Annotated in this window: 10 protein-coding genes; 4 read left to right on the top strand and 6 right to left on the bottom strand. The window is 47.8% G+C overall.

Features of this window, described 5'->3' with window-relative positions; genetic code table 11:
* Positions 1-2 precede the first annotated feature (2 nt).
* A complete protein-coding gene (locus tag PSE6802_RS30145; RefSeq protein WP_019502469.1) occupies positions 3-650 on the top strand; it encodes a GNAT family N-acetyltransferase in 648 nt (215 codons plus the stop codon).
* A 10-nt stretch (positions 651-660) separates the two neighbouring features.
* Here PSE6802_RS30145 and PSE6802_RS0123425 read toward each other — a convergent pair whose 3' ends face one another.
* Positions 661-1524 (bottom strand): M20/M25/M40 family metallo-hydrolase, encoded by an 864-nt coding sequence (locus PSE6802_RS0123425; RefSeq protein ID WP_019502468.1) that lies wholly within the window; start codon positions 1522-1524, stop codon positions 661-663.
* A gap of 32 nt (positions 1525-1556) precedes the next feature.
* On the bottom strand, positions 1557-2624 hold the full coding sequence (locus tag PSE6802_RS0123420; protein ID WP_019502467.1) for a hybrid sensor histidine kinase/response regulator: 1068 nt from the start codon (positions 2622-2624) through the stop codon (positions 1557-1559).
* Positions 2625-2742: 118 nt separating this feature from the next.
* Between PSE6802_RS0123420 and PSE6802_RS31455 the strand changes: the two genes are divergently transcribed.
* The 3 genes from PSE6802_RS31455 to PSE6802_RS0123405 all read left to right on the top strand — a co-directional run bounded on the left by PSE6802_RS31455 (position 2743) and on the right by PSE6802_RS0123405 (position 6387).
* Positions 2743-3513: a GUN4 domain-containing protein gene (locus PSE6802_RS31455; RefSeq protein WP_019502466.1), complete on the top strand. Its 771-nt coding sequence runs from the start codon at positions 2743-2745 to the stop codon at positions 3511-3513.
* A gap of 107 nt (positions 3514-3620) precedes the next feature.
* Entirely contained in the window at positions 3621-5372 is a 1752-nt protein-coding gene (locus tag PSE6802_RS0123410) for an ATP-dependent nuclease (protein ID WP_019502465.1), read from the top strand.
* Positions 5373-5481: 109 nt separating this feature from the next.
* The gene (locus PSE6802_RS0123405) at positions 5482-6387 is read left to right on the top strand and encodes an alpha/beta hydrolase (protein ID WP_019502464.1); all 906 of its coding nucleotides are present in this window, start codon (positions 5482-5484) and stop codon (positions 6385-6387) included.
* A gap of 14 nt (positions 6388-6401) precedes the next feature.
* Here the strand turns inward: PSE6802_RS0123405 and PSE6802_RS0123400 are convergent, their stop codons facing one another.
* The 4 genes from PSE6802_RS0123400 to PSE6802_RS30135 all read right to left on the bottom strand — a co-directional run bounded on the left by PSE6802_RS0123400 (position 6402) and on the right by PSE6802_RS30135 (position 13581).
* Positions 6402-8540: a polyribonucleotide nucleotidyltransferase gene (locus tag PSE6802_RS0123400; RefSeq protein ID WP_019502463.1), complete on the bottom strand. Its 2139-nt coding sequence runs from the start codon at positions 8538-8540 to the stop codon at positions 6402-6404.
* Positions 8541-8797: 257 nt separating this feature from the next.
* Complete coding sequence (locus PSE6802_RS0123395) at positions 8798-9574, bottom strand: DALR anticodon-binding domain-containing protein (RefSeq protein WP_162139238.1); 777 nt, start codon at positions 9572-9574, stop codon at positions 8798-8800.
* A gap of 20 nt (positions 9575-9594) precedes the next feature.
* Positions 9595-10827 (bottom strand): bifunctional folylpolyglutamate synthase/dihydrofolate synthase, encoded by a 1233-nt coding sequence (locus tag PSE6802_RS0123390; protein ID WP_019502461.1) that lies wholly within the window; start codon positions 10825-10827, stop codon positions 9595-9597.
* A gap of 129 nt (positions 10828-10956) precedes the next feature.
* Positions 10957-13581: an ATP-binding protein gene (locus PSE6802_RS30135; protein ID WP_019502460.1), complete on the bottom strand. Its 2625-nt coding sequence runs from the start codon at positions 13579-13581 to the stop codon at positions 10957-10959.
* Positions 13582-13923 lie beyond the last annotated feature (342 nt).

Genomic DNA, 13923 nt, shown 5'->3' with positions numbered 1-13923 from the left:
ATATGCTGCCACCAACCTGGCGATCGCCTGAGTTAATTCAACTCGACGGTCAATTTGTTACCCTCAAGCCTCTACTTCCAGAAAGAGATGTAGAGTCTCTATACGCCGCTTCGCATGGAACGCTGGGAAAAGAAGCTGTGTGGCGATATTTGTTCTATGGCCCATTCGAGAACGCCTCCGTAATGAGAAACTGGATGGAGCAAAACCTGGTGGGCAAATCCGATCCTCTGACCTGGACGGTTTTTGAGAACCTGGCGAATATGCCAGTTGGGATCGTGGCGTTACTGGCAATTACCCCAAATCACGGTCGCGCCGAAATCGGTCACGTCTGGTTTACTCCTGGAGTCCATAAAAGTAAAGTCAATACTGAATCGCAGTTTCTGTTACTTCAGCACCTGTTCGATCGCCACAATTATCGTCGAGTCGAGTGGAAATGCGATGCGCTAAACCATGCCAGTCGAACTACCGCTGCCAGGATGGGATTTATTTATGAAGGTCGATTCCGTCAGCACATGTTTGTCCGTGGCAAAAATAGGGATACAGATTGGTTTGCCATGACAGATAAGGAGTGGGAACGATGCAAGGCAAATTTTGAGAAGTGGCTTTATTCTGGCGAGAAACTTTCATTGATGGAATTAAATCATAGCTAGAGTATCGATTCTACAGACACGAAATGCCATGAATTAACCCATTACAAACACCAGTAAGAAAATCTAGATTCAAGGTATCGATGCGATCGCTGAGTTGATGGTAGTGTGGATTGCGCAGGTTTGCTGTATCTGTAACCAGTACTGCCCGATAGCCTCGATCCCAAAATGGTGCGTGATCGCTGCGGCGGGTATCGGGAAGGATCGAACCGCGATTGGGTACTGGCAGCCACTCGCAGGGCACCTCATCTTTACGAATCTTGTAACTCAGTCGCAGGAGATCGGGAATTGCGATCGCATTGCCAATTAGCGCTAAAAAATTACCGCAATCGGGATACAGCCATTTGAGTAATGGCAGGGGATATTGCTGCGAGCCTGGCGCGTCATCGCTATATCCCAGCATTTCCAACGAGAGCATCAAGCGCAGTTGCTGTTTTTGCTGCCATAGATCGGCAGCGTAGGCCGAACTTCCCAGTAATCCATATTCCTCCAGATCGAAAGCAACAAGACGGATTGGATGGGAGATCGGCTGCTCGGCAAACGCTCTTGCCAATTCCAACAAGACTGCCACTCCAGTTGCATTATCATCAGCGCCTGGAGAACCCGGCACGGCATCATAGTGGGCACCAATTAGTATAGGGGCTTGTTTGGCACTGTTTTTACGAGAAGCGATCGCTGGTAAATTTAAGATTAAATTTTGATATACTTCTCCTCCCACTTGAAACTTATGGATTTCTACAATTCCCCATTGAGAGAGCTGCTGCCGCACGTACTGCTGCACGTAAAAATGACCGCCTGTTGAGAGATAGGGGCTGCGCTCTCTGACAATTTGGCGAAGATGCAAAAGCAATCTCTCTTTGAGTTGCGATAAATCCAAGGTGTTTATATAGCGATAGGTCTACAGGGTAATTATATCGGTAGGTACACGGAAAAGCAGGAACCTTTATCTTTCCCGCATTGCAATGAGATTCTGCCACCATGCGCCGTCACGATATAGTGCGATAGGTATAGGCCCAAACCGCTACCTTGCTTGTGGTGAAACCCCTGCTGAAACCGCTGAAATAAAAACGGGCGTTCCGCTTCAGGAATACCCGGTCCCGTATCGCTAATCGAGATAGCAATCTCAGTCCCCTTTTGTGCCACGCTTACCTCCACCTTGCCTTCTTCGGTGAATTTCAAGGCATTGCCAATCAGGTTATTAAACACGCGCAGCAATTCCAGGCGATCGCCTTTGACAGGTGGCAAATCCGTTGCTATATCAGTAATTAGATCCAGGTTTTTAGTTTGAGCAATAGGCCTGAGTTCCTGCACGACCTGCTGCACCAATTCCGCTACATCGATCGGGATCGTTTCCAGAGTTTTGCTGCCCGCCTCATAGCGATAGACATCAAGCAGCTTATTCACCATTTCCAGCAGGTTAAGGTTGCTGCGTGCCATCACTTCCAAAGCTTCTCTTACTGGCTGGGATATGGGGCCAAGCGCCCCGTCTTGCAGTAGCCCTAACATGCGATCGGCTGCCACCAGGGGCGTGCGCAAGTCGTGGGTCAGGCGCGAGACAAAATCTTGACGTTGGCGGGCGATGTTGTCGCGCTCTTCGATACTATGTTTTAGTCGTAAGAGCGATCGCACCCTGGCTAGCAATTCATCTGCTTCTACTGGCTTGCGAATAAATTCATCTGCTCCCAGATCTAAGCCCTTAACCGCGCTGGTTTGATCGTAAGCCGTAATTAGCAAAATGGGAATGAAGGGTAAATCCTGCCAGGCACGTATGCAGCGAGTTACCTCGAACCCATCCATACCAGGCATCATCACATCTAGCAATACTAGATCTGGCAATTGGGATCTGACCAATTCTAATGCAGTTTCCCCATTAGTTGCCTCCAAGACCTCGTAACCTTCCTCCTCTAAAATTGTCCGAATCAAGAAGAGGTTATCTGGTACATCATCAACTATAAGCAGGCGATCGGGAGACTTCATGTTTCAACAGGAGGGGCAGCAATCAGCAACTAGACATAGTGCCACAGAAACATCTAAATATGCGTCACCCCGATGATAGATAACTGCGTGCTTGCTCCAGTAATGCTAAATTTGAACTATGAACGATCGTCATCGCAATCAACCGCAACCTTATGATGCTGTCTTGGGTGGGCAAGATCGGGTGCCTGCGGGAGGGTTTGTCCTGGGCGGACTAGATGGAGTAAAGCGGCGGCTGCAAACCGATGTTATTGACCTGCGCGTAGCGGCTTTGCGAGAAGCCCTGCAACACGGACAAAGGGGGCTAGATTTAGTCATTCGTGCTCTACGGGATGAATCGGAGCAGGTGCAATGGGCTGCCTACGATATTTTGCGCGAACAGCCAGAACCGAGGGTGAAACTGGCTTTAGAGCTATTCTCCACCAATAGGGTTAACTACACGCCACTGAAGGAGCTACTGGAAAAGAAACAATGGCGGGGTGCCGATCGCATGACGAAAGATCTCATGCTGAAGGCATCTGGTATAACGCCGCAGCGACATCTGATGTATCAATTGAAAGACCATCATATTAAGGAATTTCCCTGTGAAGATTTGGGCATAATCGATCGCCTCTGGCTCAAATACAGTAACGGTCGATTTGGGTTCAGCGTGCAGCAACCGATCTGGCAAAAGTGCGACGATAGTCGTTGGGACAAAGGCGCGGCCTGGAGTTTATTTGGCGATCGCGTAGGCTGGCGCACCTACGATTTGTTAAGGACTTCTCTACGCTGGAAGCGATTTCACGAACTGGACTTTACGCTCAACGCCCCGATTGGACATTTACCCTGGCTATTTGGCATTTTTACAGTAGAAGCCATCTGCGATCGCTTTGCGGCTTGCGATCGTAGATAGAGTCGTGCTACAACTGGCACAAACAATGACGATCGATAAAATTTGTTATATCTTCGAGCTCCGATCGTTAATCCCAACCAGTATTAAATGCTTGTCAATATCAATCGGTGATTACCAAACTAAACCTAAGAAACTTTAAAAGCATTGACGAGCAAACATATGAGTTTGCTCAGTTCGATCTTTTAGTTGGACGTAATAATAGTGGTAAAAGTACAATCCTACAAGCTCTAGCAATTTGGCAGTTCTGTATTGATGAGTTCCGACGAGTTAAGCGTGGAGGCAAGACGGGGAAACAGGTTGTTCTCCCAAACTTTACAGCATTGCCAGTTCCGGAGTTTAATCTACTTTGGAAAGAGAAAACCGATCGTCGCTATCCTAAAGTTAATGGCTCTAAAAAACAGGAATTTATTTTAGTAGAAATTGATGTTACCTGGATAACTGACATACCCGAGACTAAACAATGCTCTTTTGGTGTCAAGTTGCGCTATAGTTCACCGCAAACAATCTATGCCATTCCTTCAGAAGGATGGGGATATTTTCGGAAGCTGGAAGGAGATCCTAAACAGCCAAACTCTCTTTTGCCAGTAATTGCTTATGTACCACCCTTTTCAGGTTTAGAGCCCAATGAAGAATGGCGAGATGATGGGCCAATCAGAAAACAAGTTGGCAAAGCTCAGCCAGGAAGTGTTCTGAGGAACCTATTGTTTCGAGTTTGGGAAGAGAATCAAGCAGACTGGAATGAGATTCAAAGGGTGATTAAACAGTGGTTTAGTGTCGATCTGAGTGCTCCTAAATATGAACGAGGGGTAGATACACAAATAGTCTGTGAATACAAGCAAGGGGATAAATATTATGACATCATCTCTGGAGGCAGTGGTTTTCATCAAACATTAACTCTTCTATCATTCTTTTATGGTTACAAACCTACTACTATTCTTTTGGACGAACCAGATGCACACCTACATGTCAATCTGCAAAGAGAAATCCTAGATTACTTCAAAAATCAGAAGATTCTACAACGTAATACCCAATTTCTGATTGCTACACATGCTGAGGAATTTATTCAAGGTGTTGATGTTCGCCAAATTGTCTCGTTGCTTGATAAGATTCCGAAACGAGTAGAGTCAACGCCAGCAATTTTGACTGCTATGGCAGATGTTTCCAATCTGGAGATTACTCAACTTTCAGAGCTTAGCATACCTATACTTTTGTATGTTGAGGGGGAAACCGACGAGCGTCTTTTAAGAGGTTGGGCAACTTCTCTAGGTAAGCAACACGAACTCAACCAAGTTTGTTTTCGTGTTATGGGTGGGGGCTCTAAGGATAAAATGAGGAAAGATAGCGATCGCCACTTTGATGGAGTAAAACAAATTATTCCTAATGCCAAACGTCTTATATTATTTGATTATGATGAGGAAGGGACATTTCACCCCGACCCAAATAACCCAGTACTGTATGAGTGGCGGCGCAAAAATATTGAAAATTATTTACTCGTTCCAGATGCTTGGATCAGAGCAGCTCTTCAAAAAATTGGCATTACTAATAATGATGATAGTACTTTCTCATCTCCAATCCAGCAATTAATTAGTGATTTTTTTGCTAGTGAGAATCTTACGCTGCCAGCTAATCAGTCATGGCGAAATGTTAAAGCTAACATATTCCAAGTAGTCAATGGGAAAAAGCTTTTGTTTGAGAACGCAGATTCTCTTTTTCAGCAACTCAAATCCTATGAACTTCCAATACAGCCCGATTCTTCGTTAGAATTGACTCGCGAAATAGTTGCCTCTCAGATGATTCCCGCTGAAATTCATGAAGATGTGCATCAGTTCTTTCATAAATTGACCCAGATGCTTAGCTAAAACTGGAGGTTTATTGCATAAGATGCAACGAATCGTTAGCACAATAGGAGGATAGTCTGAGGATAAGGAAAGGTTATGATAGCTATGTAGTCATTTACCTGCAAAACCTTTGCCAGATTTCATTCTCTTTGCTCAGCATGGATGGGCGGATACAAACAAAAAAATCTCTCAGTTAGCTCATAGTCTTGCTACACCTGAGACTCTTGTCATTGCTCCAGATTTGGGTTGGGTCAATACCTGGCTGCGAATTGAACCTCTAATTGCGAAGGTAGAGAAAATTGCAGCCGATGCGATCGCTGCCCATCCCCACATACCTATCCGCATCATCGGTCACTCAATGGGTGGTTTGATCTGGCTGGAAATATTGGATCGACATCGAGAATGGTGGACGCGAGTACATAGCCTCGTGCTGGTAGGTTCGCCCGTAGGCGGCTCAGATCTAGGACGCACGTTCGATCCGTTGGGATGGGGCATAGGGATAGCCAGAGATCTGGGCAAAAACCGCCGCAACATGGCAACGGCGATCGCCGCATCCATTCCCACTCTCTCGATTGCTGGGGATAGCGATAGTGGTAGCGACGGCACGGTGCCGATCTTCGCTACCCAATTCGATCGTGCGAACTCAATCTGCATTCCCAATTTGAAACATGCAGACATGAAAAATCATCCCGCGATCGCGGCAGCAATCCACAACTTTTGGGAGCGTCCCGCGATCGCACCCGTAGCCCGATATCTAGATCTAACTACACAGATTGTTCGCACGTTACAAGCAATACCCGGCATAACTGATACGCATCCCCGTGGGTTTGCTGCGGCAAAAATCTTCATGACATATCCAGATGGCTCTACCATTCGCATTGGGAAAAATTATCTCCAGGTCGATCGCGTATATGTAGGCGATCCAGAGGGTAATTGCTCGTACAGCGGTTATGTGGGTTGGATCGACTCAGCTTGCCTGTGGGATACCTTCGACAAGCTGAATCAATTCCGATCTACTAGAGAATTGGAGGACTAGGGGGGCAAATCCCACTAGAGCGAACCCGCAGCCTTAGCAGCAGCAGCTTCGTCAGGATGAATGCCCAAACGGGTGAGATTAAATCGACCGCGCTGATCGATTTCGCGCACCTTGACGATCACCTCATCACCAACTGAGACTTCGTCTTCCACCTTGCCAACACGTCCCTCCGCTAATTGAGAGATATGGATCATGCCCTCTTTACCCGGCAGAAACTCCACAAAAGCACCAATGGGAATAATCCGCACCACCTTACCCAAATAGACATCACCGGAACCAACGCGGCGCGTCATTCCCTCAATGATTTGCTTGGCACGCTTGGCGCTATCGCCGTTGGTGGAAGAAATCGTTACGGTACCGTCATCTTCGATGTCGATCTTAGCTCCCGTTTCCTCAGTAATGCCCTTAATAGTGCGACCGCCAGGGCCGATAATCATGCCAATCTGGTCGGGGTTGATGCTCAGAGTCAGCAAACGCGGTGCGTATGGTGACAGTTCGAGTCTCGGTGTTGGCAGTGCCTCCAGCATTTTACTGAGAATATGGCTGCGCCCAGCATTTGCCTGCAGGATGGCAGTGCGGATCGTGGACATGGCAATGCCAGTGATTTTCATATCCATTTGTAGCGCCGTAATCCCAGTCTCTGTCCCTGCGACCTTGAAGTCCATGTCACCCAAGAAATCTTCGATTCCTTGAATGTCAGTGAGAATGCGCACCCGATCGCCCTCCTGAATTAGTCCCATTGCCACACCGCTAACGGGCTTGGTAATCGGTACGCCAGCATCCATTAGCGCTAACGTGGAAGCACAGACAGAACCCATAGAGGTAGACCCATTCGATGACAGTACCTCCGACACCACCCGCAAAACATAAGGAAATTGATTCGCCGGAGGCAGTACGGGTACGAGGGCGCGTTCCGCCAGGGCACCATGACCAACTTCACGGCGACCCGGCGATCGCATGGGCTTAACTTCACCCACGGAATAGGGCGGCATATTGTAGTGGTGCAGGTAGCGCTTTTTCTCGTCGGGATGCAGATCGTCGAGTTCCTGGGCATCTGAGGGAGTGCCGAGCGTAGCAACAGACATCACCTGGGTAAGACCGCGATTAAACAGAGCGCTGCCGTGCACGCGAGGAATGAGTCCGGTCATTGCCGATATGGGACGCACCTCATCCAGACTGCGCCCATCAATCCGCAGATTTTGATCGAGCACCTGACGGCGCATCAATTTTTTGGTCAAGGCTTTAAAGGTATTGCCAACAGCTTTGGCATCAGCCAATAGCTTAATCGGATCTTCTTCAGGCAGGGCTTCGATCGCTGCGACCAACTCTGCCTTAATCCCATCTAAAGCGGCATCGCGCACGGTGCGATCTTTTTCCAGGCTAGCAATTACCTGCTGAATTTTGGCTTCAGACTGCTGGGCAATATACTTCTCCAGCGTCGTGTCCACTTCGGGTTCTACAACTTCTGGTGGCGTTATACCTAGCTCTTGCATGAGCGATTTCTGAGCGCCAATTAACTCCTGCACCGCTTCATAGCCAAACTCGATCGCCTCGATCGTGTCATGTTCGGGCAGTTGGTTAGCCCCTGCTTCGACCATGATGATGCCTTCAGGCGTACCTGCAACGACTAGATCCAGGTCGCCCGCTTCAATTTCGGCATAGGTGGGGTTAATGATAAATTCATCGCCCACCAAACCAACCCGCACGCCTGCCATCGGCCCGTTAAACGGTAGACCTGCTAGTTGGGTGGCGATCGACGCCCCCGTTACAGCCAGGATATCGGGGGGCACTTTTTCGTCTAGCGCCAGAGTCGTGGCAACAATTTGAATGTCGTCGCGCAGCCAACCAGGAAACAGCGGGCGGAGGGGGCGATCGATCAATCGGCAAATCAGAATTGCTTTTTCTGGCGGCCTGCCTTCGCGCCGCAAAAAGCCTCCAGGAATTCTACCGGCTGCATAGAGCCTTTCTTCGTAATCTACCAAAAGGGGTAAAAAATCAATGCCTTCCCGAGCAGGCCCCCTCGTTGCTGTCACTAAAACCGCCGTCTCACCACATTGTATTAATACCGATCCACCAGCCTGTGGCGCTAATAAACCTATCCTTAACTTAATCTCCCGACCATAAAAGGAGATGACTTTTTCTGTAGTAGTCATTCTTGTCCCTAATCACTTTGACTTTTACTTTATTTATACTTCTCGCAATAGTAGCATCTAGATGTTAAAATGCACCATTTTACGATCCTTATTGCGATTAACCAGTTGTCTACTAGCGAGGCAACGCTTCGGGCTGCCCACCTCCTTGAGGGAGAGGGAAAACCAGGGCGGGGTCTGCGTCCCTGCGACCCTTATATGTAAAGGTGCTTGCAGGCTAAAAGAGATAGGGATTCCGCATAACATCAGCGATCGGCTCCTTAGAGGAATTCAGGTAAAAATATCAGTCCCGAGGCTAAGTATGCAATTACTTTTTGGGTGGTAGCAACCAGACCCATGCGAGCTTCGCTCAGATCTCGGGCTGCGCTTGCAATTCGACAGGTGTCGTAAAAATCCAGGAAATTAGCCGCTAAATTCTTACTGAGCTTAATTGCTCTCTTACGCTCTAATTCATCCAACTTAGAGCGCTTTTCAAAGTCTACCAAACACAACGCCAACCTCATCTCCACCGACTCTCGCAAATATAAATTACCTGTCGGATCTAATAATTGCCAGGAAAAGTCGTGCCAATCTCCCATTAATTCCAACTGTCGCGCCAGGCGCAACAGGGCACAACAGCGGGCATAGGCATACTGGACGTAGGTATAGCCTGGAAAATTTTGAGGTTGGTCTGGCGTTGCTATCTCATTCTCCTTCAGAGTTTGGGACAAAGCATAAAGACTTTCTGCGATTAACCGATCTGATAATCGAAAATTGAGCCACCCTTCACCTTCTACCGCAGTCGAAAAGCGATCGCAGCTTAATTTCTCCATTCCCCGATCTATATCCCGTGCAATTTCCAGAGACGATCGCCCCACTTGATGGGCCAGAGACAATGCGATCGGCGATGTGTAGTGATAGGTATTGCTTTGATAAGATTCCGATTGTTTAGTGACATAAGGTTTGACGGGAATTTCTGCATAGATGCGATCGATACCCAAAGCAATTTGGATTGCCTCAGCAAGTTGAATTTGCAATAGCCGTGTTAATGAAATCAAGTAACCGTTCCTCAAGATATTCACTGGCAAATTTTGAGCATCTCTCCTACAAGGTACAGAGAACCGCAGAGAATAACTGGATCGGAATTGCGATCTCTGCAAGCCGCATCTAAGGCGGATGGCAGATCCTGGCAAACAGTAGGAGGTTGGATCAAAATTGCATCGCCTAGATTTGCTAATTTTTCTGGATCGGTGGTTTGATGCGCAGGAACTGGGACGGTAAATAGCAAATCATCTGGGTGCAGGATGGCTTGCAAAATTCCCTGGCTATCCTTTGTAGTTAATATGCCTACAATCCAACGAACGCGCTTCTGAGGAAAAGCCTCATCTACAAATTGACGCAGACATAATGCTGCTTCCACATTATGCGCCCCATCAATCAGTAATTTATGGGATTGATATTCCACCCATTGCAACCGTCCCGCCCATTGCGTCTGGCTCATGCCCTGTACGATCGCAGATTCTGATATCTGCCATCCTTGCTTTTGTAAGGATCGAATCGTTGCCAGAGCGATCGCCGAGTTCATTAACTGGTGCTTGCCCAGTAACGGTAATGGATATTTAAATCCTTCCCATTCCGCTCCATTTTCAGTTCTAACTGCTGCCTTCACCCAGGCTGCAACTGCTTCGCAGTCATTTATCTTAGCAGCGATTACCGCTTTCGCTTCCTCTGGCACCTCTCCAATAATTGCCGGACAGCGGAATTTAATAATACCTGCCTTTTCCCCCGCGATCGCGCCCAAAGTATTACCTAAGCGCTGCCAATGATCCATGCTAATCGAAGTAATTACCGCTGCTAGGGGGCGATCGCAAACATTTGTCGCATCCAATCTCCCTCCCAACCCCGTTTCGATTACTGCCACATCCACTTTTTGCTGTGCGAAATACCACCACGCTGCCGCCGTGACTACTTCAAACTGAGTTGGCATCCGATCTGCGACGATCGTGCGTTCTACTTGTTGGAGCGCCGCCATCAGATCGCGATCGCTAATCCATTGCGAATTTATGCTAATGCGTTCGCGCCAGTTGACTAAGTGGGGTGAGATATAGCGCCCAACTCGATAGCCTGCAGCTTGCAGAATTGACGAGATATAGGCACATACCGATCCTTTGCCATTCGTCCCCGCTACATGGATCGCGGGCACCTGCGTATGGGGATTACCCAGATCTGACAATTGTTGGTAAATGCGCTCTAAGCCCAAGCGAATGCCGAACTTGCTAAAGCGATCGAGAAATTGATCTGGAGTTGTCATCACTTAGAAAATTAGGGTATAAACTAAAGATCGTCCCACTGATGCTACATCTGTACTTGCCCAAATCATGACTTGCCCAAATTATGAAGGTTCTGCTAGCGATCGCCCCTTTTAACCTGGACGGAAAGATTAACCGAGGGATAAGCATCGACGTAAAGTTGGTAATAACTGCGCGATCGCGTCGGGTTGTTGCAATACGGCAGTAGCAATCTTAATGAGCGACCGAGCCTCATCTGTTGCTGGTGGATTTTCTCTACCATCAACTACGATGATTGGGATATCCGTATCGATTTGAACCAGGAAGTCTATAGCAGCTAGTTCTTTAGGAGAGAGGCAAGATTGGTTATGCAATGTCACGAGCAAAGCATCAACGCTACCAGATTGGAGTTGCTGCAAGATTAGCTCGTGGGAATGGGATATCTGTACGTGGAATCCTGCCATTAAAATGTACTGTTGCAAAGATTGTGACAGAATACCCGAACTGCTGAAGTCCGCTACCAATACGGTTGGGGAGTGTAGATAGCCTACAGCTTGATTGACAATACGACTGACTTCTGTTTCCGTAACCTGGTGCGGTAGTGTACTAGAAAATCCATGCAAGTCCAGCTTGGGAAATTCCATGCGACAGCGATCGATGCCCTCAGAACCAATTAAGATCGGTAAGGACTTTAAAAAATGGCACCGATCGATACGCTCCAGGTTGGCAAACACGTCTTTAGGCTTGCAGTCAAGCCAAACTAAATTGGGGTGCCAGATTTGGGTCAATATTTCTCCTTGCTCTACACTATCGGCTTCTAAAAGGCGATGCCCCAACGCTTGCAAATGAGTCATCACATCCTCGTGTTGACATTTACCCAAACAGATAATTGTCAATGGATCTCTATGAACGGGCTTGCGAGATAAAAAGGCGTTTAAATGCTCCGGTTCAATTGGCTTCACCAAAAGATCGTTTGCTTGTTGAGTATCGCGATTGCGATCGCCATTACTAACCATCATGGCAACGCGGATGTGCTTAGTAGCGGCATCTTGTTTTAGTAATGCCAGCACGTCCCAACCGGATAAGACGGGCAAATCGGGACTGAGCAAAATCAGTGAAGGTTGGAGCCGCCTGGCTTTTTCGAGCGCTTCCGTACCCGTACGGGCGATCGCGACTCTATAGCCCCTATTCGTTAACATCGTTGACAATCTATCGATATCCACAGCCGCATTGTCTACAACCAGGACAAACTGACTGGATACAATCGGCACTTTCGCAGTTTCAGCCGAGCGCGGTGGAATGGGAGGCAACAAAATTGTGAACTGACTGCCGACTCCCACCTGCGACACAAACGTAACATCGCCACCATGCAATCTGGCCAGGTGTCGAGTCAAGACCAATCCCAAGCCCGTACCGTCAAACCTGCGGGTGAGAGTATTTTCTAGCTGCTGAAATTTCTGGAATATCAAATGCTGTTTTTCTTCTGGGATGCCGATACCGCGATCCCAAACAGTAAAGGCAATCCAGCCCTCCCAGCGCCGCACGGTTAACCCCACCTCGGGTTGCTTGTCGTCTTCGCTAAATTTAAACGCATTCGATAGGAGGTTGACCAGCATTTGCTGCACCTTTACGCTATCTGCCACTATATTTGTCAGCGCGGGGTCAATATCTAGCTGAATATGGGGCACCGGACTCTGCTCCGTCCAAGCATTCTGCTGCAAGAGTTTTTGGGTTTGGTAAATACTTTGCTCGCACATTTGTTTGATGGCAATGGTGACTGGATCGATTTCTAGTTGTCCTGTTTCCGCTTTTGCCAGATCGACAATATTATCGACGATCGCCATTAAATGCCGACCGCTGCGATGGATCAGATTCACATAGCGGCTTTGCCGCTCGGTTAACTCGCCAAATGTCTTGGTCTCTAGCAGGCTTGCCATGCCAATTACCGATGTCAGGGGGGTTTTAAGCTCGTGGGTAATACAAGCCAGAAATTCGTCCTTCATGCGATTTAGCCGTACCAGGCTGGCATTTTGCTCCGATAACTCCGTCGCTAGTTGCTCCTGGTTGGTAATGTTTTGAGCGATCGCCAGCGACAAGCCTCTCAGTCTACCCGATAACTCTACACTGACTACCTGCCACGTGCGAATCGCGCCACCATCAATCGGGCAATGATAGGTATGCGGGCGATCGCCAGAGTGTTGCGGGATCTGGTGAATGCACTGGTTCAAATAAATTTGCCACTGCTGGTTTGCCCCCAGGATATGACCTTCGGCATTATGGATCATCAGCGGTAAAGGTAAAGGCTCGATCAAACTGCGCAACTGCTCCAAAGATCTGGCAGTATCAGTCAAATTTTGCCAAGCTATTTGCCGCACCAATGGCAATACTTCAATCGCGCCGATGTACCTACTATCGCGATCGACCAATGCCCAAATGCTGGCGGAGTGATCGTATTGCGATACCCGCGCTAGAAACTCATCGATCGAAGTGGCAGCAGCGATCGATGGTAAAGGTTGCAGATCGACATCAGCAAGTTTTTCGTGTTTTCTGTTTCGTCGTTGACTGCCGATCGTTTCGCTCTGGAATTCCAGCCAACTCAACAGGCACTGCGAGTTAAATAAGCCCTGGGGAATACGCTCGCGATCGAGCACGACGGCGTAAGGATGCCCTTTTTTGAGCAAAGAAACTGCCTCAACTACCAACATGTCCAGGCTGCAGGTTATGACCTTAGCTTGGGCAAACAGATCCAGAGACTGATTTGAGGCTATTGACTCCATGATAAAGACCTTCTGTACTAACAGATCTGTCTGCGGCTATAAATTTGCACAACAATTGACCGAGAATTTTTCAGTGCTTGACCTGTAATATCAAACAATTTCACATGGTTTTGCCAATAGAGTGAGAAAATAAAGATTAAAAAAAACACTTGCAAAATTACAAACTGTTAATCAAATTGCAATTCATGTAGCAATCCGAAATGATTCGTGCAAGTTAGTGCTCAGCGATCGGCAAAGAAATTTTACAAATCAGATTAAAGATGCCGCATAGTTTGTAAGTAGTTTGCAAGTGGTTTGCAAGCAGGAGTGGGGCGGCTGGGTTCTACAGGTGTCGGCTTCGTA

It is taken from the genome of Pseudanabaena sp. PCC 6802, assembly GCF_000332175.1.
Lineage (GTDB): Bacteria > Cyanobacteriota > Cyanobacteriia > Pseudanabaenales > Pseudanabaenaceae > PCC-6802.
The sequence above is the reverse complement of the archived record's forward strand: the minus strand, read 5'-3'. Positions and strand labels throughout refer to the sequence as shown.

Bases quoted from the DNA above. Each gene is read 5' to 3' on its own strand.
- PSE6802_RS0123420 (WP_019502467.1), bottom strand. From the start codon at position 2,624: ATGAAGTCTCCCGATCGCCTGCTTATAGTTGATGATGTACCAGATAAC.
- PSE6802_RS31455 (WP_019502466.1), top strand. From the start codon at position 2,743: ATGAACGATCGTCATCGCAATCAACCGCAACCTTATGATGCTGTCTTG.
- PSE6802_RS30145 (WP_019502469.1), top strand. From the start codon at position 3: ATGCTGCCACCAACCTGGCGATCGCCTGAGTTAATTCAACTCGACGGT.
- PSE6802_RS30135 (WP_019502460.1), bottom strand. From the start codon at position 13,581: ATGGAGTCAATAGCCTCAAATCAGTCTCTGGATCTGTTTGCCCAAGCT.
- PSE6802_RS0123390 (WP_019502461.1), bottom strand. From the start codon at position 10,827: ATGACAACTCCAGATCAATTTCTCGATCGCTTTAGCAAGTTCGGCATT.
- PSE6802_RS0123400 (WP_019502463.1), bottom strand. From the start codon at position 8,540: ATGACTACTACAGAAAAAGTCATCTCCTTTTATGGTCGGGAGATTAAG.